Below are 25313 nucleotides of genomic sequence, written 5' to 3' on the forward strand. Positions count from 1 at the left end.
TATTGCCAGTCTTGGCTAATTGGCCCGTCCGAAAAAAGGGCGCCATGGCTTGTCCAGGCGCCCTTGCGTGTGCCGAGGTGAGGGTTACACGACTCAGAACTTGTACTTGGCCGTCAGCATGTAGCTGCGCGGAGTGCCGTAGTTGTCGTTGGAACCCCAGGTGACGTTACTGCCGATGGCGGAGTAGTAAACGCGGTCGAAGATGTTGTTCGCGTTGACCTGCAGGTCGAGGTGTTTGCTGACTTCGTAACCGGCCATCAGGTCGGCGGTCGCGTAGCTGCCCTGCTCAAGACGATAGCTGTTGCCATTGGCGAGTGCGATGTCGTTATACATGCGGCTCTGCCAGTAAACGCTGCCACCGACGCGGAGTTTTTCCAGTGAGCCTTGCAGGCGATACATCGTTGAGACCTTGAACAAGTGCTCGGGCGTGTCGCTGTCGAATTTCTGATTATTGTTGGCCGGGTTTTCGTCCTTGATGTAATGCGCGCGGGTGTAAGTGTAGCCAGCGCCGAGCTGCCAGTTTTCGGTCAGCGCGCCTTGCAGCTCCATGTCGATGCCTTGGCTGCGCACTTTGCCGGACGCGTTGTAGCAGGTCATCACCGGGCAACCCAACTGGTTGTCCGCCGTGGTAGAGCGGCCGGTCTGGTCCATCTGAAACACGGCCAGGCTGGCGTTGAGCGCGCCGTTGAAATATTCACCCTTGATGCCGACCTCGTAGTTTTCGCCGACGATTGGCTCCAGCACTTTACCGGAAAGGTCTTTGCTGGTTTGTGGGGTGAAGATGTCGGTGTAGCTGGCATAAACGGAGTGGTGGTCGTCAAACTTGTAGATCAGACCCGCATAACGCGTCAGGTTGCGGGTGATTTTATAGTCGCCGTCGGTGGTGCGGTCATCGTAGTCATACCAGTCGAGGCGGCTGCCGAGGATCAGCGTCAGCGGATCGGCCAGGCTCAAACGGGTGGTCAGGTAAACCGCATCCTGAGTGGTGACGCTGCGCGTCTTGCCATCACGCACGAAGTTGGGCTTGGGTGCACCGATCGGCCAGGCCGTGGTGTAGGGATCATATTCCTTGGTAGTTGCATCGTAGACGCGATTGCTGGCGCCGACGACCAGCTCGTGGGTGCGGCCGAAGGCTTCGAACGGGCCACTGGCAAAACCGTCGAAAGCGTGCTGCTTATCGGTGTTGTGCGACTGATAGGCGGTGGTTTCCAGCGGGCCGGCGTAACGCGACAGGTACGAACCAGAGAATTCGCCGTTCAGCGTTGAGGAGGAGCCGGCTACGTGCAGTTTCCAGTCGTTGTCGAAGCGATGCTCGATGTCACCGAAAACGGTGTCGATCTGCAGTTTCTTGTTTTCCCAATCCGTGCCCGGGTAGGTGGAGCGGGGCAGGTCGAGATGGTGGCCGTTGGTGCCGATCGGCAAACCGCCCCAGAAATAGTTGGTTTGCTCATTTTGACGGGAGAAACCCAAGGTTGCCGTAGTGGCGTCGCTGAGGTCGTATTCACCGATGGCATAGAACAGGCCGTGATCGTTTTCTTCCTTGTCGCGGAAGCTGTCGGCGCCCTGATAGGAACCCACTACGCGGCCACGTAAGGTACCGCTGTCATTCAATGCGCCGGAGGCGTCAATCTCCCCGCGATAATCATCCCAACTGCCGGCTGCACCGGTGAGCGTCACTTGCGGGGTGGCTGTCGGGCGTTTGCGCACCATGTTGATCGCTGCCGAAGGGTTGCCGGCACCGGTGACCAGGCCGGTCGCACCACGGACGATTTCAACCCGGTCGAACATCGCCAGATTCGGCTGCACTGCCATCGAGTACGGCTGGTAAGAGCTCGGCAGGCCGTCGTACATGATGTTGTCGATGTCGAAACCGCGGGCGCTGTAATTTTGCCGACCCGGGCCGCTGGATTGGTTGAGGAACAACCCCGGCGTGCCCCGCACCACATCGTTGATGCTGGTCATGCCCTGATCATCCATGCGCTGACGGGTGATGACCGTCACCGCCTGCGGCGTTTCGCGCATGGTCAGCGACAGTTTGGTCGCGGTCTGCATCGGGCCTGTGGTGTAGGACTCTGAACCTTCCGTTGTGCTGCTCATCTGCGTGGCGCCAATTTCGGTCGCGCCCAGCTCCAGCGTGGCGGGCGCCGCGGTGTTTTCTGGCGTGGCTGGTGTTGCTTCATCGGCCAGCGCTGGCGCGACGCCGGCCATGCAAATGGCCATTGCCAACAAGTTAGGCGAAAGGTTCGAACGGCGAAAACCGGTATGAAACGACATCAATCTGCTTCCCCAAGGATACTAAAGACGAATCTGATGCACATGCGTGTAGGAATTATTCGCATTAGTCTGTCAGATTGATCCGCTCGGAGAAAGCCGTACGAGTCAGTTAGTTAACAAATTTTTCACATCTGGCTTATGACTGAACGGTCACCGCCGGTGATTGGATGAAGGTTGGGATTGAAAAAAAAGGCCGATCAATTTGATTTTGATCGGCCGTTTTTAAACCAAGGGAGCGTTGCGCGAATATCAGCTCAAATCTTCAGCCTGATGCCGCTCGGGGACCTGGCTCGCCTCATCACCCCACGTGCGGTTGACGCGCTGTCCACGGATGACGGCTGGTCGCTTGGCTATGTCTTCTGCCCAGCGCTGCACGTGGGTGTATTCATGGGCCGCGAGAAACTCCGCCGCCGAATAAACATTGTTGCGCACCAGCTGACCGTACCACGGCCAGACCGCGATGTCGGCGATGGTGTAGCTGTCGCCGGCCAGGTACGGGCTCTCGGCCAGGCGCCGATCAAGCACATCCAGCTGCCGCTTGGCCTCCATCGTGAACCGATTGATCGGGTATTCCAGTTTCTCCGGCGCATAGGCATAGAAATGTCCGAACCCACCGCCCAGATACGGCGCCGAGCCCATCTGCCAGAACAGCCAGTTCAGGGTTTCGGTGCGTCCAGCCGGATCTTCAGGCAGGAAGGCGCCGAACTTTTCCGCGAGATACAGCAGGATCGAGCCCGACTCGAAAACCCGAATCGGTGGCTCGACACTGCGGTCGAGCAGGGCTGGGATTTTCGAGTTGGGATTGATCTCGACAAATCCGCTGGAGAACTGATCGCCCTCGCCAATGCGGATCAGCCACGCATCGTACTCGGCGGCGCTGTGCCCCAGCGCCAGCAACTCCTCGAGCAGGATGGTCACCTTCACCCCATTGGGCGTGGCCAGCGAGTAGAGCTGCAGCGGATGCTTGCCAACCGGCAGCGTTTTCTCGTGAGTCGGCCCGGCAATCGGACGATTGATGCTGGCAAACTGGCCGCCGGACGCTGCTTCGTTTTTCCAGACCTTGGGCGGAACGTAGGGCGCATTGCTCATGAAAAAGACCTCATCGTTGCTGGCTGAGAATAGAGGGACACCGTAGGGAAAAATCTCGTTCCATTCAATGCGTCAGGATTGGCACTGTGGCCAGTGATCCTGAATGTCATACCAGGATGCTTTGGACATTACATCGACATGCAGCCATGGCATCTCCCCTTTACGCTTGTGGTCCTCTCATGGTGTTAGGGCCGATCGTGCATGGTTATGAGGGAAATGCCCTGTGTGGAGTGTTTCCCTGATCGTGATACGAGCAACCCTGCGCACCTTCATCTGGCGCGCAGATAGCGGACCCATTCAAGTGCTTTGCTGATAGCCCAGACTGCCAGAATTGAAAAGGCGATGGCGGTGACTGCCATCCCGATCAAACTCAAATCTGTTGTCAGCTGGACGTAGGCTGCAAGGGATAACGCGAGTGCCGCGTAGCCAGCCATGATGTTCTGCCGTGCGATCAATATCAGCGGGATCACCAGGACGACGAACGCATGCAATGTGACGGTAATGAGTATTTCAGCGATTAACTCAACCGGGATACTGCCCAATGTCGCCTGAGCGATGATTATTTCGCTGTCGTACATAAACAGTTGCAGCGCGGCCACAGCAGCGGCAGCGATGGCTACCGCAGGTAATGCGGCTTTTTTCGAAATGTTCATCGGCATTCTGTTCTCGAAAGAGAGAGCGGTATGTTTCTGGTCATGTTTCTTCAATGACCTGCAGGCTGATGCAAAAACTCGCTGATCAGCGTAATAACCTGCTGTTGGAGCACCTCACGCGGACGTCCACCCTCGCCATCGGTGCAGATGATGCCATCACCGGGCACGTCCTCTTCGAGCATGGCTATCGCGCCCGGTTTGCACAGCGACAGAAAGCTGAAATGGCTGGCATCGCCAATTTCAACGTACTGGCTCGACGGTTTGGGTAGACGCTTGGCCAGGTCGGCGGACTCCAACTCGGCCGGCAGATCTTCCGACGGCACGCCCGCTGCGATCACCAACACTGGCACCGGCAGCGTTGCAAGGCTGGCATCCGTGAAGCCGCGGGACAAACCCAGGTCCAATGCCACCACGGCCGTGACGCGCTTGTCGCGTAAATCGGCGGCGAGTCGGACCTTTGATGCCGGGTTGCTCGCGGGATTCATGGTTTGGTAAACGGCGCAACTGGCTAACTTCAGATGAACGCTGCAGTCGCGGGCAAACAGATCCGTGTCGAAACGCGCGCCGGCGATTTCCATTGCTGTCCAGCCGCCAAGTGAATGACCGATAACGGCAATACGCCGCGTCGCGACTGCACCAAATTTTGCCGGCTGAGCCGTCACCGCATCAATGGCCCGGCCAATGTCTGCGGGACGCTGCCATAGCTGCGCGGCTGCTTGTGGGCTACGGTCATGCGTGGTGCTACCGGGATGATTGACCGCCGCAACGATGTAACCCTGATGCGCCAGCGCGCTGGCCAGCCATGCCTGGTTAGTCCAATTGCCGCGATACCCGTGGGAAAGCACCACCAATGGGTGTTCGCCTTCAGCCGGTGCTGCGTTTTCGACAGACAGGACACCGACAAATGCCGGATTGTCGGCGATCAACTTGGGGGCACTGGTGGTTGCACGGGAAGGGTACCAAACGACCATTTCCAACGGACGGATGTTGTCCGTGTCGGGCAGTGTTGAAAGCTGGAAACCGATAGGCGTGTCATCAGCGAATGCGTGGGTGGTCAGGCAGAGCAGAAGCAGGGCGCGCAAAGCCTTTTTCATTGTTTTTATCTTCCATGATGAGCCTCGATTGGCGATGTGGACTTTGCCTTAATCCACATGTTTCAGCGAGTATCTTTTAGCGCCCCGATGACAGCTGTTCCATCGGCCAGCGCAGCGCCAAGTGTTCGATTAAATAGTCCATGAACGCTTTGACCTTCGGCGTCATTGCCGCGCGCTCCTGCACGCAGGCGTAAATCTCCATGGGTTCGACAACGGCGTGTTGTGCGCCGTGACGGGTTTCGAACAGTGGCAGCAGTTGACCGCTGGCGATGTAAGGCGCTGCTACAAACTCCGCCAGACGCGTGATGCCGGCGCCGCTGATTGCCATCTGCGCCAGTGCGTCGATGTCGTCGCTGATCGCTGTGGCATTGATGTTGGCCTCGTAACGCTGGCCGTCGCGCAGAAAACTCCAGCGCAGAAATCGCCCATCAAGAGGATAACGAAACGCCAGGCATGCATGGTTTTGCAGGTCGTGCGGTGATTGCGGCACGCCTGCGCGTTCGAGATAGGCGGGGGCGGCGCACAGGATGAAGGGCAGCGACACGATCTTGCGCGCGACAATGCCTTCTTCCAGTTGCGGTTTGATCCGCAGGCTCAGATCAATGCCATCCTGAATGTGGCTGATCTTGCCGTCGGTGGTCGACAGCTCAAGCAGCAGGCGCGGATGCTGTGCGGCGAAACCGGCGATCAGCGGTGCGAGCACATGCCGGCCGAATGCAGAGGTCGAGGCAATGCTCAGTCGCCCCTGCAGTTCGGTTTCTTCATTGCTGATTGAGCTTTGCGCCGACTCCAGATCCGCCGCGATGCGCTTGACCTTTTCGTAGTACACCGCGCCGTTTTCAGTCAGCGCCATGCTCCGCGTCGTGCGTTGCAGCAAGCGCACGCCGAGATGCGCCTCCAGACGATTGATCGTCTGGCTCACCGCCGCTGCACTGACGCCCAGGGTTTTGGCTGCACCGACAATGGAGCCCGATTCGACCACTTTGATAAAACTGGCTATCGCCGCTAACAGATTCATCCATGGCCTGCCGGGAAGAGGATTCGTAAATAATGCTTTATAAAGTACCTGTGACTGGCCGTCTAGTTGAGGGCAAAGGGCTTTGCTAAGGTGCCCGCTCCCTGTCAATGGATGCAAAAGCCATATGAATCAAAGAACGAGCTCCGATGCCCAGTATGTCAGTCGTCGCAAGCTGTCAGCGCGTGCCACACCCTATGTGTTTGCGTTGTACATGGCGACGATCATGGCGTTTCTGATGTCTCTGGTGATTACCGCCGCCAATTCCGGCATTGATAACGACTACCTGAGTAATGCGCTTCACGCTTACAAACTGGCGATGCCGGTGGCATTCCTGTGCATCCTCTTCGTTCGGCCCATCGTGATCAAACTGGTGGCGTGGACGGTGCATCCGCATCGGTGAGGTTCATTCGTCCCGGTTCAGCGCGTCCCGACAGATGTCGGGGTGTTGCCCAGACGGATAGGCACCGACCACCAGAAAGTCGAAACTTCGCCACCAACCCGACTGTCCAGACCCTTACAACTTCCGGCGGATGCGCTGCCGGAAAGCTCCATGCACCGGTGAAAGGCGAGGCACACGATGACGATGACAGTAGGAGATTTTCTGGTTGAGCGGCTCAGCCAATGGGGCGTCACGCGGATCTTTGGTTATCCGGGCGACGGCATCAATGGCGTATTTGGCGCGCTCGACCGAGCCAACGGAAAGATCGAATTCATACAGGCACGCCATGAAGAAATGGCCGCGTTCATGGCTTCGGCGCATGCCAAGTTCACCGGTGAGCTGGGGGTTTGTATCGCCACTTCGGGCCCCGGCGCTTCGCACCTGATCACCGGCCTCTACGATGCGCGGATGGACCACATGCCGGTGCTGGCGATTGTCGGTCAGCAGGCGCGCACCGCGTTGGGCAGTCATTACCAGCAGGAGCTGGATCTGGTCTCGATGTTCAAGGACGTCGCTGGCGCGTTTGTGCAGCAGGCATCGGCGCCCTCGCAGGTCCGCCATCTGCTTGACCGCGCGGTGCGCACGGCGATTGGCGAACGACGCGTCACCGCGATCATCCTGCCCAATGATTTGCAGGATCTGGCCTATGAGGCACCGGCCCGTGCGCATGGCACCGCGCATTCCGGTGTCGGCTACAGCAAGCCGAAAATCATGCCTTACGAGGCAGATTTGCAGCGTGCGGCGGACGTGCTGAATGCCGGTGAAAAAGTCGCGATTCTGGTCGGCGCCGGTGCGCTGGAGGCGACTGATGAAGTCATCGCCGTGGCCGAAAAACTCGGCGCCGGTGTCGCCAAAGCACTGCTCGGCAAAGCCGTGCTGCCCGACGATTTGCCGTGGGTCACGGGCAGCATCGGCCTGCTCGGCACCGAACCCAGCTACAAGTTGATGGCCGAGTGCGACACCTTGCTGATGATCGGCTCGGGTTTCCCGTATTCAGAATTCCTCCCTAGGGAAGGCCAGGCGCGCGGCGTGCAGATCGATTTGCAGCCCGACATGCTCAGCCTGCGCTATCCGATGGAGGTCAATCTGCAAGGCGATGCAGCGGAAACACTGGCCGCGTTGCTGCCGCTGCTCGAACAGAAAAGCTCGGGCAAATGGCGCAAGAAAGTCGAAGGGTGGCGCGGCACTTGGGAGAAAACCCTGCAAAAGCGTGCCATGGTCAAAGCCAAACCGATTAATCCGCAACGGGTGGTGTACGAGTTGTCGCCGCGCCTGCCGGATGAGGCAATCATCACCAGCGACTCGGGTTCATGTGCGAACTGGTATGCCCGCGATTTGAAGATTCGTCGGGGCATGAAGTGCTCTCTGTCTGGCGGTCTGGCCTCGATGGGCGCCGCCGTGCCTTACGCCATCGCGGCCAAATTCGCTTATCCCGAGCGCTCGGTCATCGCGCTGGTGGGCGACGGTGCAATGCAGATGAACAACATGGCCGAACTGATCACCGTCGCCAAATACTGGCGCCAATGGGCGAGCCCGAAATGGATCTGCGCGGTATTCAACAACGAAGACCTCAATCAGGTCACCTGGGAACAGCGGGTGATGGAGGGCGATCCGAAATTCGAGGCGTCGCAGAGCATCCCCGATGTGCCTTATCACTTGTTCGCCATTTCCATCGGTCTGAAAGGTATTTTCGTCGACCGCGAGGAAGACGTGGCGGCGGCCTGGGAACAGGCACTGGCCTCGGACGTGCCGGTGCTGATCGAGTTCAAGACCGACCCGAACGTGCCGCCATTGCCACCGCATATCAAGCTTGAACAGGCGAAGAAATTTGCCACGACGCTGCTCAAGGGCGATCCGGATGAGGCGGGGATCATCGTGCAAGCCGCCAAACAAGTACTGAGTTCGGTATTGCCCGGCAAAAAATAACCGAGCGGGGGGGCTGTTGGTTTTCATTAGCTATGCAGGGTGAAGTCTGGGGCGCGAGCATTGGCCTTTATTCCCGGCGCAAGGCACGCACCTGAAGCGCTTCGCCGTGCGATTGAATAGCATGGAAATCAACAGCTCGTTCTATCGTCCGCCGGCCATCAACAAGTCGCTGGCCGGCGTCGCCACTGCCTTGTTCTCTGAGTCAGACAGACAGGTGCTCATACAAAATCGTCGAACCGACGATCATTAACACCACGCCACCGACGATCTCCGCACGCTTGCCAACCACCGCACCCAACACACGGCCGAGCATTACGCCGAGGGTCACCATGGTCATTGTCGCCAAGCCGATAGCGCCGGCGGCCACCCAGATATTCACGTCGACAAACGCCAGGCCCACGCCAACGGCAAGCGCATCGATGCTGGTAGCGAACGCGGTGAGGGCCAGAATCAGGAACGAGTGCTGGCCGGATTTTTCTTCTTCCTCGTCGTCGTGTTTCAGGCCGTTATAGATCATGTGTAGGCCCAGAATCACCAGCAGAGTAAAGGCGATCCAGTGGTCCCATTCGGCGACCCAACGAGTCGCTGCCTGACCGATCAGCCAGCCGATAACGGGTGTGATGGCTTCGATGACACCGAAGATCAGACCGGTGCGCAGGGCTTCGGTCAGTCGCGGCTTGTGCAGGCTGGAGCCTTTGCCGATGGCGGCGGCGAACGCATCCGTGGACATGGCGAGGGCGAGAAATATGAGGGAAACGGGATTCACGGCAACACTTCCAGTCGGGCTATGAGTCAACGACACAATCACACGCCCGACTTTAGGCATGAATGTGTCGTCGGTCTCACCAACCAAAAGGTGTTCGTACCACGGCAGGTTGCCGAGAATGTTGATACGAACGCTTCCGAAAGTCTCGGAAACAGGCTACTCCCCAACGAGGCTGCGGATGTTAGTCGGGCGAATATGAAAATTTTGTCAAAGCCCCCGATTAATTCGAAGGTGACGAATAACCTGTGGTGAGGGCGTTCGCTAAATCCCCTCACCACAGAGTCACCGTCAGACTTAACTATCCGGCATACATTTCAGTGAGTCTCATTGATCCGCAACTGTGCACACAATCCACCCTGCGGCAGGTTGTACAGCTGCAACGTGCTGCCGATCTTGCTGACGATCATTTGCACAATGGCCAGCCCCAAACCGGCACCGTTGGCGTGGCCGTGACTGTAAAAGCGTTCGAACAACCGTGCGTAATCCTGTTCGTTGATACCGGGGCCGGCGTCTTCGACGCTGATGTACACCGCCCCGGAAGTTTGCGGCAGCACCTGAACCCGCACCTCGCTGCCGGGTGGGGCGAAGTTCAATGCATTGGTCACCAGGTTTTGCAGAGCGATAGCCAGGGCGACGGGATCGGTATCTGCCGGGCAGTGGTGGTCGCTGTCGAGGATCAGCTCTACGTCTCTTTCCAGTGCCAGCGGCGCCAGTTCCGCCAGTTCTTCGCGTACCAGCGCAGTCAGTTCCACTGCGCTTTTTTCCGGATTGGCCAGACGCGGCTCGATGCGCGCCATGGTCAGCAACTGACTGGCGATGCGCGTGGCGCGGTCGACACCGCTGAGCAGAAACTCCAGCGCCTCTTCGCGTTGTTGCGGCGTGCCGGCCAATTGCGCGTTTTGCGCGTGGATGCGCAAAATCGCCAGCGGCGTGCGCAGCTCATGTGCCGCGTCGGCGATGAAACGTCGCTCGCGACCCAGCAGATTGTCAATCTGCTGCAACAGCCGGTTGAGCGCGGTTTGCATCGGTTCGAGGTCGTGGGGCAGGGGGCTGAGGTTGAGCGGTTTCAGCGTTTCGGTATTGCGCCCACGAATGCTTTGGGCCATGGCCCGCAGCGGTTGCAGGCCCCAGCCGATGGTCAGCCAGATCAGCAGGGCCAACAGCGGCACACCGATCACACTCGGCCACAACGTATGACCGACGATACGCTCGATCAGGTCCTGACGAATGTCGTCACGTTCACCAACCCAGATCAATAGCCCCTGCTGCGTATCCTTGAGCAGGAAGGCGCACCAGTCACGGCCGTTGTCTATCAAGTCGTGCGAGCCCAGCGTCGTTGGTGGCGCCCTGAGTTCCGGTGCTTCGGCGGAACGCATCAGCAATTGGCCGTCGCTGCGCCAGACCTGAAACGTCAGTCGGGTTTCATAGGGGTGTGCGGCTTCGCCATCACCAACCCGGCTCATGGCCTGATCGAAAGCATGATGGAGCCGATCCCAGTCATTGTCGCCCGGTGCGCGCTGGGCCAGCACGCCTTGCAACAAGCGCGCACTCTGCGCCAGTTGTGCGTCGTAGACCTCTTCGATTTCATGGTGACTGTCGCGCAGCACCAGCCAACTGATCAGCACATCGCCCATCAGTACCAGAATCAGCACCGGCACCAGAATCCGCGCGCGTATGGAAATCATGGGTTGAGCTCCACGACATAACCGACGCCGCGCACGGTGCGGATCAACTCCGTAGAGAGCTTTTTGCGCAGGTTGTGGATCAGCACCTCGAGGGTGTTGCTCTCGACGCGCTCCTGCCAACCGTAAAGAGCCCGGGACAAGCGCTCGCGAGTGACGACTTTGCCGGGGCGGACCAACAGCTGATGGAGCAACTGGTACTCCATCGGTGTCACCACGACGTCGTTACCGTGCCAGGTCACCTGTTGGCTGACCGGATCGAGGCACACGCCCGCATGCTCCAGCACCGGTTGCGCACGCCCCTGACTGCGGCGCAGCAAGGCACGGATGCGTGCCTTCAACTCGTCGACATCGAACGGCTTGATCAGGTAGTCATCGGCGCCGGCATCCAGCCCGGCAATGCGCTCGGCGGTGCCGTCGCGGGCGGTGAGGATCAAGACCGGCAAGTCCTGCTGCCCGCCGCGCAGTTGTTGCAGCAGCGCCAGGCCGTCGAGCCGTGGCAGGCCGAGGTCGAGCAACAGCAGATCGAAGCTTTCACTGCGCAATGCGTGCAAGGCGCTGATGCCATCCTGCAACCAGTCGAGGGTGTAGCCTTCGTTGCTCAACGCAACGCGGATGCCTTGCCCGAGGGCGCGATCATCTTCGACCAGAAGTAGGCGCATGGACGGTTCTCTGTAGGAAATAGGGCGTTTGATCGGCGGCATGATGCCGCTGTACGGCCAGCCGTGGCAGTCCGGCCGACGGGAAAGATGTAACGACTCGTTGCCAACTAAGCTTTCACTAAGGTTGCTTTTGCACAGTGAGGCCTTCCTCATCGAGCGAGAGTGTTTCCATGCGTAAACTTCTGCTGTTGTCCCTGATTGTCGCCAGCCCGATGGCGCTTGCCGGCCCGCAATGCACCACCGCTGAGCGTTCGCAATGGCAAGACGAGAAGGCGTTTCAAGAGAAACTGAAAGGCCAGGGCTACGAGATCAGCAAGTTCAAAGTCACTGATGGCAATTGCTATGAGATCTACGGCTTTGACAAAGACAAGCGCAAGGTCGAGATCTACCACGACCCGGTCAGCGGCAAAGCGATCAAGACCGAGATCAAGGGCTGATGCCGAGCGAGTCCCTGCGCCTGTGGGATCCCGTGGTACGGCTGTTTCATCTGTCCATCGCGGGTGTCTTCGTCGCCAACTACTTCTTCAATGAGGCCGGCGATGACTGGCATGTCTGGCTCGGCTACTACGCCGTAGCCTGGCTGCTGGTGCGAATGGTGTGGGGATTCATTGGGCCACGCAGTGCGCGTTGGGCGGACTTCTGGCCGACGCCGTCGCGACTTGCCAGCCACGTGCGTTCGTTGCTGGCCGGGCGACCCGAACATCGCCTTGGGCATTCGCCGCTGGGTGCGCTGGTGATGATTCTGATGCTGCTGGCGCTGTTGACTGTCGGACTCAGCGGTTGGGCCATGGAAGAGATTGATGCCTTGTGGGGCGCCGATTGGCCACTTCAGGTTCATGAAACCGCAGCCGATGGCCTGCTGGTGTTGGTTTGCATCCACATCGCCGCCGCCGTGTTTGAAAGCTTTCAGGTTCGCGACAACTTGCCGTTGTCGATGCTCACCGGACGCCGTCGCCGATTGCCGGACGATTCGACGCGCTGACAAGGATGTTTTGCCGATTGCCACCCATCCTGCCTTTGCCGCGAGTTGACTATGCGTGCGTTATCTCTACGCCTGAAATTTATACTTGCCAGTCTGGCCGTGTGCCTTGTTTTTCTGGCTGCGTGGCGCAGCCATCCAACTCATGTTCTGGCGCCGTTCGCGGTGGCGACAGCCCCGGTCGACGCCGCGCTGCCAGCCCCCGAACCGAAGTACAGCAGCCGTTTCGTTTCCTCTGAACTGAAAGACTTTGTGCATTCCTCCTCGGTCACGGCGTTGCCCGGCGGGGATCTGATGGCTGTGTGGTTTGCCGGCTCGCGCGAAGGCGCCGCTGATGTGCAGATCCGCACCGCGCGCTATGACGCCGACAGCGCGGAGTGGGGCGCCGAACACGTGCTGGCCACCCGTGAATCGACCCGCGACGGCACGCGTCGATATATCCGCAAACTCGGCAACCCGGTGATTGCCCTGGCGCCGGATCAACGTCTGTGGATGTTCTACGTTTCAGTGTCCGTGGGCGGCTGGGCCACCAGCGCGATCAACGTGATGGTCTCCAATGACATGGGGCGTAACTGGACGGCGCCACGGCAGTTGATCACCTCGCCATTCTTCAACATCAGCACGCTGGTGCGCGCCGCGCCGGTGTTCCATGCCGACGGCTCAATCGGTTTGCCGGTGTATCACGAATTCATGGGCAAATTTGCCGAATACCTGTACCTGAGCGCAGACGGCGCGGTCATCGATAAATTCCGCATCAGCCGCGGCAAAAACTCGCTGCAACCCACCATCGTGCCCCTGGACGCCCGCCGCGCCGTGGCGATGCTGCGTTATGCCGGTGACATCCATCATCGCGTACTCGCCAGCCGCACCGAAGACGCCGGGCAAACATGGAGCGAGCCGTATCCGCTGGAACCGGCCAACCCCAACTCTTCGCTGGCCGCCGTGGGCACCGCCGACGATGGTCTGCTGGTGGCATTGAACGATCTGCGCGATGGTCGGTTCAAGCTGAGCCTGTACGGCACCGATGCCAGTTTCAAAGACTGGCGCAGCGTCATCGAACTTGACCAGTCACCGGATCCGCTCGGTCAGCCGTTCTCGCCCGAAGCTTATAAGGCGATCATTGGCGAAGGTTTTCGCGCCTCCAGCGGCGCGCGCCGGCTGCCATTGGAACAACGTTTCCTGAGCAATCTGGATTACCGCGTGTGCAAGCCGCAAGGCTGTGATTTCGAATACGAATACCCCTATTTCAGCCGTGGCACCGACGGCCTCTATCACCTGGTGTATTCGTGGAATAACACCTTCATCAAACATGTCAGTTTCAATGAAGCCTGGCTGGAGGAGCGCCTGTGATGCTGTTTCCATGGCAAGCCCATTTGAGTTTTATCCTGCTGGGTTTTGTCCTGCTGGGGTCATTGCGCGGCACCCGGCGCTGGCGCCCGTGGTTGTTGCCGCTATTGGCGCTGGTCAGTTTCATCCCGGTCAATCACCTGCCGCTGGCCGCGTATGTACGCAGTTTTACCGATGATCTGGCGATCACCACGCTGGTGTTGTTGGGCTGGGCGAGCCTGTTGCGCCTGGGCGTCGTCCAGCCGGTGAAACCTGTGGTGCGCATGCAAATGTTGCTGGTGTTTGGCCTGCTGGCCGCGGTGTTGTACCCGGCGACAATGGGCCTGACTTATGTCGACCCTTACCGCTGGGGTTTCAATCCGCAGCCGATGATCGTCTGCATCGGCCTGCTGACGCTGGCGTTGTTATGGCTGCGCAATGGCTTGGCGGTGTGGATGCTCGCGCTTGGCACGCTGGCCTTTGCGCTGAGGCTCAAGGCTTCGGAAAACTACTGGGATTACCTGATCGATCCGCTGCTGGTTGGCTACTGCCTGGTGGCCGGCGCGATGCTTTGCCTCAAATCGATCTGGCGGCGTTTACGCCGGACGTCGGCTGTCGCGGCATCTTCTATCTAAACGAATGACTCAGGGGTTAACGATGGGCTGCTTGCAATCGCGACGCCTGCGCTACGGCGTGGGTGCGGCAGGTTTGACATTTTTGCTGTTCGCTCTGCTCAGGCTGGTGTTTGTACTGGGTTTTTCCGGCGTTGCGGTCAGCGAGTTTTTCGATAATCCGCAGCTGCGCGAAACCCTCGGCATCGGCCTGCGTTTCGATCTGCGGCTGGCCGTGTTGCTGATGTTGCCAGTGGCCGTGCTCGCCTGGCTGCCACGCTGGAACCTGATACGAGTGCCGTTGTTGCGTGCTGTTGCTCGAGGTTATTGGCTGCTGGCGCTGGGCATTGTTGGCCTGGTGTACATCATCGATTTTGGCCATTACGCCTACCTCGGGGTGCGGATCAACGCCACGATCTTGCGTTATCTGGAGGATGCGCAGATCTCGCAGCAGATGGTTCGGGAAACCTATCCGGTGCTGTGGATTGCCCTAGGCTGGCTGACCGTGCTGGGCCTGTGGTTCTGCGGATTCTTGCGTCTTGAAAAGCTGACATTGACGCGTGAGCCTCGGGCCATCGGACGCACCTCGCTCGCCGTCGGCACCGGGGCCGGATTGATCGCCGTGCTGCTGGCACTGCTCGGACGAGTGGAAAATCTCAACCTGGAAAACCCGGTGCCGTTGCGCTGGAGCGATGCATTTTTCTCCGGTAACGCGCAAGTGGCGGCGTTAGGGCTCAACCCGGTGTTGTTTCTGTACGACACGCTCAAGGCAGGGCAGGCGCAGTTTGACGAGGCTCAGGTACGCGAGCATTACCCGGCGGTTGCGCGCTATCTGGGCGTGGATCGTCCGGACGCACAAAGGCTGACCTTTGATCGCCAGCAGGGCGTGCAGCCGTACCGGGTCGCAGGTACGCCGAACGTGATGTTCGTCATGCTCGAGTCCCTTGGCACCAGCGCAGTCGGGGCTTACGGCAACCCGCTCAACCCGACGCCTAATCTCGATCAACTGGCGACCCAGAGCTGGTTCTTCAAGCACTTCTACGTCCCGGTCACCGGCACCGCGAAAACCGTGTGGGCGAGCATCACCGGGGTTCCCGACGTCACCCGTCAGGAAACGGCAACCCGCCATCCGCTGATCACCCGCCAACACACGCTGATCAATGCCTTCACCGATTACCGCAAGCTCTACATGATTGGCGGCAACGCGGGGTGGGCCAATATCAATGCGCTGATCCAGCAAAGCATCGAGGGCGTGCGTCTGTATCAGGAAAGCGACTGGCGCGCGCCGCTGGTGGATGTGTGGGGCATTTCCGATCTGGATCTGTTCAAGGAAAGCGACCGGATACTTCGCGATCTGCCCAAGGATCAGCCGTTCTTCGCTTACGTGCAAACTTCGGGCAACCACCGGCCGTTCACCATTCCCAAGAACAACGACGGTTTTCAGGTCAGCAACCTGTCGCTGGAACAGGTGCAGGCCGCCGGGTCACGTAGCGTCGAGCAATACAACGCCGTGCGGCTGCTGGACTTCAACATCGGCAAATTGATGGAGCTGGCCAAGGCCGGCGGCTACTACGACAACACGATTTTTGTGTTCTTTGGTGACCACAACACCCGCATCAGCCAGATTCCGCACATGCCGCCGGCCTTCGAGCAGCTGGGGCTGGAGAGCAATCATGTGCCGATGCTCATTCATGCCCCGGGGTTGCTCAAACCCAAGGTGATCGACCAGGCCGTGGGGTTGACGGATCTGCTGCCCACCGTTGCGGGCATGGCCGGCATCCCGTTCACCAATGGCGCGATGGGGCGCGATATTCAGCAACCGCCACCAGAGGGTGAGCGTGTGGTGCCGCTGGTGTTGCGCGAGGGCACATTCCCGCTGATCGGTGGCGTGACTCGCCATCATCTGCTGCAAATGCAGCACGACGGGAGCAATCCGACCCTGCACGACCTGCGCTCGCTAACCCCACTGGAAAACGTCGCCGAGCAAAATCCGCAGGAGTATCAGCGGCTGGTGGAACTGACCCGAGGCTTGCACGAGAGCGCCAGGATGATGCTCTACCGCAACGTGCGTTGAGGCTGGAGACGGGCGGGAGCACAGTGATGAGTCCAGAGCCGGGATTATCTGCTCCCTTTCCCCCTCGCGCCCTTGGGGGCGGTCCGACGTTTCGGGTGGGTCGGGGTGAGGGGGTAAATCCCGCTGACACTACACCAACTCAATTGCCATCCGCGACCTTGCGCTCAATCTCATCGACCTTGCGCTGCAACGTCTCGGCGTCCTGCTCTTTGACGCGGGTGGAAGAAGGCGTGATGACCTCGTCCACAGCCTTGGTGTCATCGTCCCTGTCCGCAAGATCGCGCTCGACCACATTGACCGGTTTACCGGACGTATCAGTAGGCGGGGCGTTCGGGGTTTTGCTGTCGTTGCTGTTCATATTGTTGACCTCCGTGGGTGTAACCATTGGAGGAGGGACTGCGGCGAGCGTTCGATTTTTTTCAGAGGCTGTGAATGAACGGTACTTCAGGCAAGCGGCCTGTTTTTCATGCCTCGCAGCGGATCATCCAGCAGACGAAACTGCTCAAGCATGAAATCGAGCAGTAACCGCGTTGACGGCAGCATCCCTTGCCGTGTCGCAAATACGGCATGAATCATTTCTGTTCGGGGTTTCCAGTCCGGCAAAACCACGGCCAGTTCGCCGCGCTCGATGTAGTCGTGTACCAGTGACATGGGCATTTGTGCGACGCCGATGCTGTCGATAGCCGCGCAACGCAACATCGGCAGGCCCTTGGTAATGAGCTGCGGTCGGTGTTGCAGGGTGAATTCGCGGCCATCTTCATTGAATAGCGTCCAGCTGTAATCGCGTTGTGGGCTGCCGTGATGAACGCTGGGATAGCGCGCTAGATCTTCCGGTCCGTCGGGTGTGCCCAAACGGTTCAAAAGCGCTGGACTGGCAACCAGGCATTGTGGCCGTTGCGACATGACGCGGCTGACCAGATTGGAGTCCTGTAGCGGCAATGGGCGAACCCTCAACGCCAGGTCGACGCCTTCGGCAACCACATCGACCTGGCGATCACTGGCTTCCAGATGCACTTCCATGCGCGGGTGCATGGCCATGAATCGCGTGATGATTGCGCCAACGCATTCCTCCAGCAACGCAGTCGGACAGGTAACACGCAGCACGCCGCCCGGCTCGGTGTGGGTCATGGCGATCGCCGCTTCTGCGGCTTCGGCCTCCTTGAGCATGGCGCGGCAATGGTCGTAATAGCTTTGCCCCAGTTCCGTCACCGAGAAGTTTCGGGTGTTACGGATGATCAGGCGCACACCCAGCCGTTCTTCGAGTTGCGCGATGCGCCGGCTCAGGTTGGATTTGGGAATACCCAGCGCACGTGCGGTCGGCGCGAAACCGCCGTGGTCCACCACCATAACGAAGTACTGAAGGTCATTGAGATCCAGCACAGTCGAATTCCATTCAGTCAGAAGGCGCCAACTATACAAGGCTGACCGTCCCTTGTATGGGAATCAGCAACCCGTTTTTTGCGACTACCGCGCCGGCCAACCAGGGTTTTAGATTGCGGCTGTTGAATGACCGCCCCGGCATCCGCCTGAACCGTCAGCCCTGCGCACTGGCTGCGCAGTTTTTGCTGTTTCTCTGGATCTATAACGTGAACAAACTCAGTGAGATGCATTCTTTCGTGACAGTGGTCGACACCGGCAGTATTTCCGAAGCCGCGCGGCGTATGGGCGTTGCCAAATCGATGGTCAGTCAACGTCTTCAGCAACTGGAAAAGCGTTTGGGCAGTATTTTGCTGGAGCGCGGCCGGCATGCGCGCCTGACCGAATCGGGCGAGGTGTTCTATCGGTACTGTGTGCGTATCCTGGCGGATGTCGACGACGCCGAAGGCGCCGTTCAGACGCTGCAGTCGAGCCTGCACGGGAGCCTGCGAATCGCCGCGCCGATGGCGTTCAGTATTCGTTATCTGACGCCGATTCTGTCGTCGTTCGCGGTGCGTTATCCGCAGTTGCAACTGGACGTCGATTTTGACGACCGCCATGTCAATTTGCACGAAGAGCGCTACGACGCGGCCATCCGGATCGGTGAACTGCCAGACTCCTCGCTGGTGGCGAAAACCATCACGCCCAATCGCCACATCATTTGCGCCAGTCCTGAGTATCTGGCGGCGCATGGCACGCCGCAAACCCCTCAGGAACTGTCCCGACACTTCGCCATGCTCTATGTGAACCGCGAGCCGCACGGCATGTGGACGTTGCCTGTGAACAATGCGCTGGAATCGTTTCGTGTCCGTTGTCGACTGCGTACCAACAATGCTCACCAACTCATGGAAGCGGCCAAGGCAGGCATGGGCCTGGCGATTCTGCCAACGTTTCTGGCCGCGCAATCGATCGTCGCCGGCGAGTTGCAGGAGGTGCTGGCGCCTTATGCTCCGCGCGGCGGCAATATCTCGGCGGTGTATCGGCAATCACTGCGCGCATCGCCCAAGCTGCAAGCCTTGGTGAGCTTTTTGACTGAGCAGATCGGCAGTCCGCCAGAGTGGGAGCAGATGCTTGCCACGCACGCGCGACAAGCGGGCTGAGTCGTTCGGAATTCACGAAACGCCGATTCGTTTTTTGCCTGCTTATGGGCCTTCGTGCCGCTCCTTAAGCTTTTCCTGAAAGGCGCCATCTCGAGCGCCTGACAAGGAAGACATGCATGAACAACACCCTTGATAAAGTCGACGTGGTGATAGTCGGCGGCGGTTCGGCTGGCGCGGTACTGGCGCGCCGACTCAGTGAGAACAACCAGCGTCAAGTGTTGCTGCTGGAGGCAGGCAAAAGCTTTTTACCCAACGAGTATCCGGACTTCGTGGCCAGCAGCGACATTGTCGGAGCCAACGCTGATCCAGCGTTCGAATGGGGTTACAAAACCCGCCCCGGCTACATCGATCATCCCATCGGTGCCTTGCGCGGCAAGGTATTGGGGGGCAGTTCGGCGATCAATGGCGCCGTAGCGATCCGCGCCCGTGCCAGTGATTTCCAGCGCTGGGGTCTGCCAGGGTGGAGTTATGAAGACGTGCTGCCCGCTTTCAGGAAACTGGAGAGCCATAGCCGTGGTGCAAGCGACTTGCACGGCCATGATGGGCCACTGCCGGTCAAGCAACTGAGCAATCTGGACGTCACACCGATGCAGCGGGCGTTTATTCAGGCCACGTTTGCTTACGGCTACAAGATCATTGATGACTTTGACGGCGCGGATGCCAACGGCGTCGGCCCCTATCCGATGAATATCGTCGACGGCGTGCGCATCAACACCGGCATGGCCTACCTCACTGAACAGGTGCGAGCGCGCAGCAACCTGCAGATCCAGGCGAGCCGTCTGGTCGACAAAGTGCTGTTCGATGGCCAGCGTGCCATAGGCGTACAAATGAGTGATGGCACGCAACTGTTGGCCAGTGAGGTGATCCTGTGCGCGGGCAGTTATGGCAGTGCGGCGATTCTGCTGCGCTCCGGCATTGGCCCGGCCGCTGATCTGGACGCTTTGCAGATTCCGCTGGTTGCGGATCTGCCGGTGGGTCGCCGTTTGGTGGATCACCCGTTCTACTACAACGCCTATGCCGCCCGTGCGGATGTGATCGGTCGGCAATCACCGGCCATCGGGGCCAAGCTGTGGACGCACAGCCGCAGCGCCGACAAAGGTGAGCTTGATCTGCATATCACCGCCACGCACCTGTTTCCTCACGAGCAGAGTCCGACCGGTGTCGGCTTCGTGCTCGCGGTCGCACTCACCCGACCACAATCGCGCGGCAGCGTCACGCTGGCGAGTCGTGATCCGCTGGTGGCGCCCAACATTGACCTGAACTTCCTCGCCGAACCTGAGGATCGCCTGCGTCTGCTGGAGGGTATTCGCCTGGCGCGCAAAATCGGCGCCACAGCGCCGTTGAACGCGTTTATCCACTCGGAGCTCAATCCGGGGGCGGGCAATGAGTCGGATGAAGCGCTGTTGGCGAGCGTGCGGGCGAGCCTGGACACTTATCACCACCCGACCTCAACAGCGCCCATGGGCAAGCCGGGTGATACCGGCGCAGTGGTCGATTTGCAGGCTCGTGTCATTGGCCTGCAAGGGCTTCGCGTGGTCGACGCATCGATCTTCCCGGATGTGCCGTCGGTCGCCACCAACATCACTGTGATTGCCGTTGCGGAAAACATCGCCGCGCTCTACGCCTGACTTGAGGTTTTTAATGACTATGAACAACACACCGGTTTTGAACTGGATCGATGGCCTGTGGCTCGATTCGGGTGTTTACAAAGACTCCATCGACCCTGCGACGTCTGAGCGGATCGGGCGATACGCCGAGGGCGGTGCTCATGAAGCGCAGCAGGGCATTGAAGCGGCGTTACGCTCGTTCACCCAAACACCGTGGAAAGATGATCGCACCCTGCGCGCCACGGTGCTGTTGGAGCTAGCGGATGCTTTCGACCGTAATGCCGAAGAACTGATCGACACGTTGGCACTGGAAAACGGCAAGATCCGCCCTGAAGCCGAATTTGAAGTGCGGATGGTGCCGTCCAAGTTGCGCTATTACGCGGCAATGACGCGTGCCGAGTATGGGCGAGCGGCAGAGCCGAAACCCGGCAGGATCTCCATGGTGCTGCGTCAGGCCGTGGGTGTGGCGGGCATCATCGTGCCGTGGAATTCACCGGTGGTATTGATGATTCGATCGTTGGCGCCGGCGCTGGCCGCCGGTTGCACCACGGTCGTCAAAATGCCGGGGCAGACCGCTCAGACCAACGCGCTACTGGCACGGATCATGAGCGAGGCGCGGTCTTTGCCTCGCGGGGTCATCAATCTGTTCAGCGAACTGGGGGCAGCGGGTTCCATCCATCTGGTCGAGTCCCCCAAGGTGCCGGTGATCAGCTTTACCGGCAGCACCGGCACTGGCCGGGCGATCTCGGCGGCGGGGGCGCAACACCTCAAGCGCTTCGGTCTGGAGCTGGGCGGGAAGACCCCGATGCTGGTATTCAACGATGCCGATCTTGAGGTGACGGTGCCGGTGTTGCTCAAGGCCCTGACGGTGTTCGCCGGGCAGTTCTGCATGACCGGTTCACGGCTATTGGTCCAGCGCGATATTGCGCCCGCGCTGATCGAACGTCTGGCTGCACGCCTTGAGGCCGTGCGCGTGGGGCCGGCGGCGGATCCGGCCAGTGAAATGGGGCCGTTGATCGATAAAGCCAATGTGCAACGCGTCAACCAAGTGGTCGAAGAGGCGATGGCTGCCGGGGCGCAAGTCATCGTGCGCGGCGGGCCGGTCACTGAGGGGCCGCTGGCCAAAGGCGCGTTTTATCGGCCGACGCTGTTGCGCGTAAGCGATCAACACATGGCAATTGTCCAGCGCGAAACCTTCGGCCCGGTGCTGACATTGCAGGTGTTCGACACTGAGGCCGAGGCGATTGAACTGGCCAACAACAGCGAGTTCGGCCTGGCCGCCAGCGTCTGGACCCGTGATGTCGATCGTGCCCTGCGAGTCGCACGCGAGCTGGAGGCCGGCACTGTCTGGGTCAACGACTGGGCCATGGTATTCGACGAGTTCGAGGAGGGCGGTTTCAAGCAATCGGGGCAGGGGCGGCTCAATGGGGTGGCGGCCATGGACGATTTCATTGAGTACAAACACATCGCGCTCAATCCCGGTCTGCGCCAGGTATGACCACCATACGATTGCAGCACTTACTGATCGGGGCCGTGCTGGCCGGGACGCTGACATCGTCCTCGCTCCTGTTCGCCACTGAAACAAGGAGAAACGCTATGCCCCAGGAGCGGTTGTACGATGCGTTGCTCGATGCGCTCACTGCAACATTTGGCCGTCACCCCGCATTCAGGGCAACCCATGCCAAGGGTCTGCTGGTGAACGGCACATTCACGGCTACGCGCATCGCCGGTTCGATCAGCCGGGCAGCCCACTTGCAAGGGCAAACGGTGCCGGTGGTGCTGCGGTTCTCCAACTTCAGTGGCGTACCGGCTACCGCTGACGGCGATCCAATGGCGAGTCCTAAGGGGGTAGCAGTGCGTTTTGCTCTGCCGAACGGCGAGTTCACCGATATCGTGGCGCACTCGTTCGACGGCTTTCCGGTGGCCACGCCAGAAGACTTTTTGGGTTTTCTGCAAGGCATTGCGGCCAATGTCGCGACACCGCCGGATCCTCAGCCACTGCAAACCTTTCTGGCGAACCATCCACGGGCTCAGCATTTCCTGGAAGCGCCTAAACCCGCACCCCGTAGCTATGCGGGGCTCGAATACTTCGGTGTTAACTCGCTGCTGTTCATCAATCGCAAGGGCGATCAGCTGATTGGCCGTTACCGCATCGAACCACTGCTCATGCAGCCATCATTGAGTGACGCCCAAGCGGCGGCGATGCACGCTGATTACTTGCAGGAGGAAATCAGCGCGCGACTGAACAAGGGCTCGTTGAAGATGCGCTTGGTGCTGCAATTGGCAGCGCCGGGAGACGCTATCGAAGATGGCTCGATTGCGTGGTCGCGTCAGAACGAGGAGCTTGAACTGGGGGTTTTCAGCCTTGATGCACTGGAACCGACCGAGACTCAGCAACTCGCCCAGCAACGTCTGGCGTTCAGCCCGGGACGCTTGCTCGATGGCATCAGTCTCAGCGCCGACCCGATGACGCTGGCGCGTGATCGTATTTATCAGCGGGCGGTACTCAGGCGACAGCGACCATGAGTAGCAATACGGGCGCTCGCTGGAAGCAATGGGTGTTGTCATGGCTGGTCGTCTTGCCGCTGACGGTGAGCATGCCATGGGGGTTGGCGACGCTGCTGGAACTGGTCGACCTGGAGTGGCCGGGATGGTTGTTCAAAGTGGTGGTGGCCGGGTTGATCTCTTTCAACATGGTGTACTGGATGTTGCCGTTGAGTGCGCGACTGCTGTCACGCTGGATGCTGCGTTAGGGTCTGCGCTCCGCCCTCCGTTCAAGAGGGCGGAGCCCTGGACTCAGTCTTTGAGAATGTCGCGATCCTTGGTTTCCGGCAGGAAGAACGTGCCGAGTATCGCGGTCATCACCGCAATCACGATCGGATACCACAGCCCGTAGTAGATATCACCCGTGGCCGCGACCATCGCGAAAGCCACGGTCGGCAGGAACCCACCGAACCAGCCGTTACCAATGTGGTAGGGCAGCGACATCGAGGTGTAGCGGATGCGGGTCGGGAACAGCTCGACGAGCCAAGCCGCAATCGGGCCGTACACCATGGTCACGTAGATCACCAGAATGGTCAGCAGCAGCAACATCATCGGGTAATTGGTTTTCGCCGGATCGGCTTTCTCCGGGTAGCCCGCGTCCTTCAGTGCGCTGCTCAGATTGGCGGTAAACGAATCGTTGCGCGCCTTGAAGTCAGCCGCGGGCAGGGCGCTGCCCTCGAAGCTCTCGACGACTTTGTCACCGATGCGCACCTGCGCGACGGTGCCGGGCTCGGCCTCGACGTTCTCATAAGGGATCGCGCGTTTCGCCAGCAGGGTCTTGGCCAGGTCGCAGGAACTGGTGAATCTGGCCTTGCCCACCGGGTCGAACTGGAACGAGCACTGATCGGAATTGGCGATCACCTTGACCGGGTTTTTCTCCTGGGCGATGAACACGTCGGGGTTACCGTACTGGGTCAACGCATGGAAGATCGGGAAGTAAGTCAACGCGGCCAGAATGCAGCCGACCATGATGATCGGCTTGCGGCCGATGCGGTCGGACAGGCTACCGAAGATCACGAAGAACGGCGTGCCGATCAACAGTGATCCGGCGATCAACAGGTTGGCGGTCTGCGGGTCGATCTTCAGCGTCTGCAACAGGAAAAACAGCGCGTAGAACTGCCCGGTGTACCAAACCACCGCCTGACCGGCCGTACCGCCGAGCAGCGACATGATCACCACTTTGAGGTTGTCCCAGCGCGCGAAGGATTCAGTCAGCGGCGCCTTGGACGCCTTGCCTTCAGCCTTCATCTTCTGGAATACCGGCGACTCGCTCAGTTGCAGGCGGATGTACACCGAAACGATCAGCAGCAGGATCGACAGCAGGAACGGTATCCGCCAGCCCCAGGCTTCGAACGCTTCGGTGCCCAGCGCGGTGCGGCAGGCGAGGATCACCAGCAGCGACATGAACAGGCCCAGGGTCGCGGTGGTTTGAATCCATGAAGTGAAAAAGCCGCGTCTGCCCGGTGGTGCATGTTCGGCCACGTAAGTCGCCGCGCCCCCGTACTCACCGCCCAGCGCCAGGCCTTGCAGCAGGCGCAGGGTGATCAGGATGACTGGCGCGGCGACGCCGATGGTTGCGTATCCGGGGAGCAGACCAACAATGGCCGTGGACACACCCATGATCACAATGGTGATCAGGAACGTGTGTTTGCGCCCGATCATGTCGCCGAGCCGGCCAAACACGATGGCGCCGAACGGCCGCACGGCAAACCCGGCGGCGAACGCCAGCAAAGCGAAGATGAACGCGGTGGTCTCGTTGACACCGGCAAAAAAGTGCTTGGCGATGATCGCCGCCAGTGAACCGTAGAGGTAAAAGTCGTACCACTCGAACACCGTGCCCAGGGACGAAGCGAAGATGACCTTGCGCTCCTCCTTGGTGATGCCGCCGCTGCGAGGTGGATTGCCTGTGGGTGTCGTGTCGATTGTGGTCATGGGTGTACTCCGTCGTACGTGTTTTTTGTAGGCCGGAGTTCCCCATTACCGCTTTATCGCACTCTGGCCTTGTGGCGTATGCCGCAATTGCTGTTGCGTGAAACTTGCACAGTCTGACCGC

23 protein-coding genes, 1 pseudogene and 1 riboswitch are annotated in these 25313 nt (G+C 59.7%); of the genes and pseudogenes, 13 read left to right on the forward strand and 11 right to left on the reverse strand.

Annotated elements, in window-relative coordinates:
• Nucleotides 1-93 precede the first annotated feature (93 nt).
• From H8B20_RS26985 to H8B20_RS27005, 5 genes are all read right to left on the reverse strand, one after another.
• A complete protein-coding gene (locus H8B20_RS26985; RefSeq protein WP_042558888.1) occupies nt 94-2274 on the reverse strand; it encodes a TonB-dependent siderophore receptor in 2181 nt (726 codons plus the stop codon).
• A 249-nt stretch (nt 2275-2523) separates the two neighbouring features.
• Nucleotides 2524-3363 (reverse strand): glutathione-dependent disulfide-bond oxidoreductase, encoded by an 840-nt coding sequence (gene yghU / locus H8B20_RS26990; protein ID WP_115147981.1) that lies wholly within the window; start codon nt 3361-3363, stop codon nt 2524-2526.
• Between the two features lie 269 nt (nt 3364-3632).
• Nucleotides 3633-4022 carry a hypothetical protein gene (locus tag H8B20_RS26995; protein WP_210625136.1) on the reverse strand — a complete coding sequence of 130 codons (390 nt, stop codon included), beginning with the start codon at nt 4020-4022 and terminating at the stop codon, nt 3633-3635.
• A 44-nt stretch (nt 4023-4066) separates the two neighbouring features.
• Complete coding sequence (locus H8B20_RS27000; RefSeq protein ID WP_210625137.1) at nt 4067-5110, reverse strand: alpha/beta hydrolase family protein; 1044 nt, start codon at nt 5108-5110, stop codon at nt 4067-4069.
• A 76-nt stretch (nt 5111-5186) separates the two neighbouring features.
• On the reverse strand, nt 5187-6128 hold the full coding sequence (locus H8B20_RS27005) for a LysR family transcriptional regulator (protein ID WP_210625138.1): 942 nt from the start codon (nt 6126-6128) through the stop codon (nt 5187-5189).
• A 124-nt stretch (nt 6129-6252) separates the two neighbouring features.
• Here H8B20_RS27005 and H8B20_RS27010 point away from each other — a divergent pair, with 124 nt between their 5' ends.
• The 3 genes and pseudogenes from H8B20_RS27010 to H8B20_RS27990 all read left to right on the forward strand — a co-directional run.
• Nucleotides 6253-6528: a DUF2798 domain-containing protein gene (locus H8B20_RS27010; RefSeq protein WP_042558893.1), complete on the forward strand. Its 276-nt coding sequence runs from the start codon at nt 6253-6255 to the stop codon at nt 6526-6528.
• A 177-nt stretch (nt 6529-6705) separates the two neighbouring features.
• Complete coding sequence (locus H8B20_RS27015; protein ID WP_210625139.1) at nt 6706-8493, forward strand: thiamine pyrophosphate-requiring protein; 1788 nt, start codon at nt 6706-6708, stop codon at nt 8491-8493.
• Between the two features lie 46 nt (nt 8494-8539).
• A pseudogene (locus H8B20_RS27990) lies at nt 8540-8644 on the forward strand (DUF72 domain-containing protein); the annotation flags it as partial.
• Nucleotides 8645-8695: 51 nt separating this feature from the next.
• On the opposite strand, the gene mntP reads toward H8B20_RS27990, so the two are convergent.
• The 3 genes from mntP to H8B20_RS27030 all read right to left on the reverse strand — a co-directional run bounded on the left by mntP (nt 8696) and on the right by H8B20_RS27030 (nt 11603).
• A complete protein-coding gene (gene mntP / locus H8B20_RS27020) occupies nt 8696-9259 on the reverse strand; it encodes a manganese efflux pump MntP (RefSeq protein ID WP_210625140.1) in 564 nt (187 codons plus the stop codon).
• Between the two features lie 6 nt (nt 9260-9265).
• Nucleotides 9266-9437: riboswitch (yybP-ykoY riboswitch) on the reverse strand.
• 136 nt (nt 9438-9573) lie between these two features.
• Nucleotides 9574-10944: an ATP-binding protein gene (locus H8B20_RS27025; protein ID WP_210625141.1), complete on the reverse strand. Its 1371-nt coding sequence runs from the start codon at nt 10942-10944 to the stop codon at nt 9574-9576.
• A complete protein-coding gene (locus tag H8B20_RS27030) occupies nt 10941-11603 on the reverse strand; it encodes a response regulator (protein WP_115147975.1) in 663 nt (220 codons plus the stop codon). The genes H8B20_RS27025 and H8B20_RS27030 overlap by 4 nt, the downstream gene beginning before the upstream one ends.
• A 170-nt stretch (nt 11604-11773) precedes the next feature.
• Between H8B20_RS27030 and H8B20_RS27035 the strand changes: the two genes are divergently transcribed.
• The 5 genes from H8B20_RS27035 to H8B20_RS27055 are packed head-to-tail and all read left to right on the forward strand — an operon-like array spanning nt 11774 to nt 16593.
• Nucleotides 11774-12040 carry a PepSY domain-containing protein gene (locus tag H8B20_RS27035; protein WP_042558898.1) on the forward strand — a complete coding sequence of 89 codons (267 nt, stop codon included), beginning with the start codon at nt 11774-11776 and terminating at the stop codon, nt 12038-12040.
• Nucleotides 12040-12585 (forward strand): cytochrome b/b6 domain-containing protein, encoded by a 546-nt coding sequence (locus tag H8B20_RS27040; RefSeq protein ID WP_115147974.1) that lies wholly within the window; start codon nt 12040-12042, stop codon nt 12583-12585. Before H8B20_RS27035 ends, H8B20_RS27040 begins: the two co-directional genes overlap by 1 nt.
• A gap of 51 nt (nt 12586-12636) precedes the next feature.
• The gene (locus tag H8B20_RS27045) at nt 12637-13932 is read left to right on the forward strand and encodes a sialidase family protein (protein ID WP_047302124.1); all 1296 of its coding nucleotides are present in this window, start codon (nt 12637-12639) and stop codon (nt 13930-13932) included.
• A complete protein-coding gene (locus H8B20_RS27050) occupies nt 13932-14543 on the forward strand; it encodes a hypothetical protein (RefSeq protein ID WP_210625142.1) in 612 nt (203 codons plus the stop codon). The genes H8B20_RS27045 and H8B20_RS27050 overlap by 1 nt, the downstream gene beginning before the upstream one ends.
• Nucleotides 14544-14565: 22 nt before the next feature.
• Nucleotides 14566-16593: an LTA synthase family protein gene (locus H8B20_RS27055; protein WP_210625143.1), complete on the forward strand. Its 2028-nt coding sequence runs from the start codon at nt 14566-14568 to the stop codon at nt 16591-16593.
• Between the two features lie 139 nt (nt 16594-16732).
• Here the strand turns inward: H8B20_RS27055 and H8B20_RS27060 are convergent, their stop codons facing one another.
• Both H8B20_RS27060 and H8B20_RS27065 read right to left on the reverse strand, forming a co-directional pair.
• Nucleotides 16733-16951 carry a hypothetical protein gene (locus H8B20_RS27060; RefSeq protein ID WP_042558903.1) on the reverse strand — a complete coding sequence of 73 codons (219 nt, stop codon included), beginning with the start codon at nt 16949-16951 and terminating at the stop codon, nt 16733-16735.
• A gap of 86 nt (nt 16952-17037) precedes the next feature.
• Nucleotides 17038-17973, reverse strand: a complete 936-nt coding sequence (locus H8B20_RS27065) for a LysR substrate-binding domain-containing protein (RefSeq protein ID WP_210625144.1) — start codon at nt 17971-17973, stop codon at nt 17038-17040.
• A gap of 206 nt (nt 17974-18179) precedes the next feature.
• Here H8B20_RS27065 and H8B20_RS27070 point away from each other — a divergent pair, with 206 nt between their 5' ends.
• The 5 genes from H8B20_RS27070 to H8B20_RS27090 all read left to right on the forward strand — a co-directional run bounded on the left by H8B20_RS27070 (nt 18180) and on the right by H8B20_RS27090 (nt 23469).
• The gene (locus H8B20_RS27070; protein ID WP_210625200.1) at nt 18180-19109 is read left to right on the forward strand and encodes a LysR family transcriptional regulator; all 930 of its coding nucleotides are present in this window, start codon (nt 18180-18182) and stop codon (nt 19107-19109) included.
• A gap of 116 nt (nt 19110-19225) precedes the next feature.
• On the forward strand, nt 19226-20737 hold the full coding sequence (locus H8B20_RS27075) for a GMC family oxidoreductase (RefSeq protein ID WP_210625145.1): 1512 nt from the start codon (nt 19226-19228) through the stop codon (nt 20735-20737).
• 19 nt (nt 20738-20756) lie between these two features.
• A complete protein-coding gene (locus H8B20_RS27080; RefSeq protein ID WP_210625201.1) occupies nt 20757-22214 on the forward strand; it encodes an aldehyde dehydrogenase family protein in 1458 nt (485 codons plus the stop codon).
• Nucleotides 22215-22312: 98 nt separating this feature from the next.
• Entirely contained in the window at nt 22313-23242 is a 930-nt protein-coding gene (locus H8B20_RS27085) for a catalase family peroxidase (RefSeq protein WP_210625146.1), read from the forward strand.
• A complete protein-coding gene (locus H8B20_RS27090; protein ID WP_210625147.1) occupies nt 23239-23469 on the forward strand; it encodes a putative antibiotic biosynthesis monooxygenase in 231 nt (76 codons plus the stop codon). The genes H8B20_RS27085 and H8B20_RS27090 overlap by 4 nt, the downstream gene beginning before the upstream one ends.
• A gap of 43 nt (nt 23470-23512) precedes the next feature.
• Here the strand turns inward: H8B20_RS27090 and H8B20_RS27095 are convergent, their stop codons facing one another.
• Nucleotides 23513-25192, reverse strand: coding sequence for an MFS transporter (locus H8B20_RS27095; protein ID WP_042558908.1), 1680 nt, complete (start codon nt 25190-25192; stop codon nt 23513-23515).
• Nucleotides 25193-25313: the final 121 nt, after the last annotated feature.

Source organism: Pseudomonas sp. P42 (assembly GCF_017973755.1).
Lineage (GTDB): Bacteria > Pseudomonadota > Gammaproteobacteria > Pseudomonadales > Pseudomonadaceae > Aquipseudomonas > Aquipseudomonas iridis.